The organism is Mycobacterium sp. NAZ190054 (assembly GCF_001545925.1).
Classification (GTDB): Bacteria; Actinomycetota; Actinomycetes; order Mycobacteriales; family Mycobacteriaceae; genus Mycobacterium.
Map to the genome: position 1 here is coordinate 1 of NZ_LMVQ01000385.1, position 2,540 is coordinate 2,540.

Annotated in this window: 2 protein-coding genes; both read left to right on the forward strand. The window is 68.4% G+C overall.

From position 1 onward, the window contains the following. Positions 1–263: 263 nt before the first annotated feature. Positions 264–1,295, forward strand: coding sequence for a virulence factor Mce family protein (locus tag ASJ79_RS22340; RefSeq protein WP_067960056.1), 1,032 nt, complete (start codon positions 264–266; stop codon positions 1,293–1,295). After that, positions 1,292–2,540 (forward strand): MCE family protein (locus ASJ79_RS22345; protein ID WP_067960059.1); only part of this gene is annotated, 1,249 nt, incomplete at its 3' end. The genes ASJ79_RS22340 and ASJ79_RS22345, both read left to right, overlap by 4 nt.

The following is a 2,540-nucleotide window of genomic DNA, read 5'->3' on the forward strand; positions in this document are numbered from 1 at the left end:
TTCCCCAATGACGCCACCAGTTGCGCGTACTGGGTTAAATCCGCCCGCGCTCTACCGGTCAACCGGCCCGGTGCAACCGCATAGCCCCACGCTCGTTCTGCGGCGAGATGCTCTACCTCGGTTCGGAGCCGTTCGTGGTGCCGCACCCGGCGCAGATGCAGCCCACGGCCGTGCCCTACCCGTTCGTCCCACCGCCCGTCCCGGCCCAACCGGGACCACCCCGCTAGCAACCTCGACCGACGAAACACACAGAGAGGTAACCGATGTCAGTCAGTATCCGGCGAGACGCGACGCGTCTCGGGGTGTTCCTGGCTGTCTGCCTGCTCGGTGTGTTCGGCCTGTTCGCGGTGTTCGGCCAACTGCGGTTCGGTGAGAAGGCCCAGCAGTACCGCGCCGAGTTCGTGAACGTGACCGGGCTGGAGACCAACGACTTCGTCCGGATCGCCGGCGTCGAGGTCGGCAAGGTCAAGCACGTCGAGATCCAGCCGGACACCACGGCTCTGGTCGAGTTCACCGCCGACGACTCGGTGGTGCTCACCGAGGGCAGCCGCGCCGTCATCCGCTACGACGACCTGATCGGCGGCCGTTACCTCGCGCTCGAGGAGGGTGCCGGTGGCACCGCCACCCTGCCGCCCGGCGCTACGATCCCGCTGGCGCGGACCTCGCCGGCGCTCGACCTCGACGCGCTGATCGGCGGCTTCCGCCCACTGTTCCGGGCGCTGGACCCCGACCAGATCAACGCGCTCTCAGGGCAGTTGATCTCCGCGCTGCAGGGGCAGGGCGGAACCATCAACTCGTTCCTGGCGCAGACCGCGGCGCTGACGAGCACGCTGGCCGATCGGGACCAGCTGATCGGCGAGGTCATCGTGAACCTGAACACCGTGCTCGGCTCGCTGGGGGACCAGAGCGACCAGTTCGGCAAGGCCGTCGGCGCGCTCTCCGAACTCGTCGACGGGCTGGAATCACGCGGCCGGGAGATCAGCGACGGGTTGGCCTACACCAACGCCGCGGCGGGCAGCATCGCCGACCTGCTCTCCGAGGCGCGTCCGCCGCTGAAGAAGACGATCGACGAAACCGACCGCGCCGCAGGCATCGTCGTCGCCGACCACGAGTACTTCGACAACGTGATCAACACGCTGCCCGACGCGTACCAGGCGCTGGCGCGGCAGGGCATCTACGGTGACTTCTTCAGCTTCTATCTGTGCGACATCGTGCTCAAACTCAACGGCAAGGGCGGACAACCGGTGTACGTCAAGGTCGCCGGGCAGTCCAGCGGGAGGTGTGCGCCGCGATGAAGCCGTTCAGTGAACGCAACCAACTGGTCATCGGCGCCGTCGGGCTCGCCGCCACCGCGGCCGTCGTGGTCGGTGCGGTGAACTACGACAAGATCCCGTTCGTCGACCCGGGCCGCGAGTACACCGCGCACTTCGCCGAGGCGGGCGGACTGACCACCGATGCGGCCGTTCAGGTTTCGGGTTTCAAGGTGGGCCAGGTCAAGTCGATCGAACTGGACGGGCCGCAGGTGCTGGTCACCTTCACCGTCGACAAGGACATCCGCCTCGGCGACCGCACGGAGGCCGCGATCAAGACCAAGGGCCTGCTGGGCACCAAGATCCTGGAGGTCGTCGCCCGCGGCGACGGCCGGCAGGACGGCACCATCCCGCTGGACCGGACCACGTCGCCCTACCAACTTCCCGACGCCCTCGGCGACTTGTCGGCCACGATCAGCGGCCTGGACACCGACCAGCTCTCCGAGTCCCTGCGGGTGCTCTCGACGACCTTCGCCGACACGCCACCGCAGTTGAGGATCGCCGTCGAGGGGGTGGCACGGTTCTCCGACACCCTCAACCAGCGCGACGCGCAACTGCGGAGCCTGCTGGCGAACGCGAACAAAGCCACCACCGTGCTCGCCGAGCGCAGCGACCAGGTGGTCAGCCTGGTCTCCAACACCAACGCGCTGCTGGCCGAGCTGCAGAGCCAGAGCGCGGCGGTGGACCAGATCTCGGGCAACATCTCGGCGCTGAGCCGGCAGCTGCAGGGGTTCATCGGGGAGAACCGCGCCACCATGAAACCCGCGCTGGACAAGCTCAACGGTGTGCTCACGATCCTGGACAACCGCAAGGAGCGGCTGCAGAAATCGCTGAGCCTGCTCAACGACTACTCGATGTCGCTCGGTGAATCGGTGTCGTCTGGTCCGTTCTTCAAGACCTACGTGGCCAACCTGCTGCCCGGCCAGTTCCTGCAACCGTTCATCGACGTCGCGTTCTCCGATCTGGGGCTGGACCCGAACGTCCTGCTGCCGTCGCAACGCAGCGACCCGCAGGTCGGCCAGCCCGGCACCCCGGCGATGCCCGTGCCGTTCCCGCGGACCGGCCAGGGCGGCGAGCCGCGGATGACGATTCCCGATGCCATCACCGGTAATCCGGGGGACCAGGGCCGCGGACCGCCCAGGATCCCGCTGCCCGGGCCCTCCCGCTGGTACCCGTGCCGGGGACGATCGGGCGGGCAGCGGGGGGGGGGCGGGGGGGGAGGCCGGGGGG

Excerpts from the sequence above, each read along its gene's own strand:
- ASJ79_RS22340 (WP_067960056.1), top strand. The coding sequence starts at position 264 with ATGTCAGTCAGTATCCGGCGAGACGCGACGCGTCTCGGGGTGTTCCTG.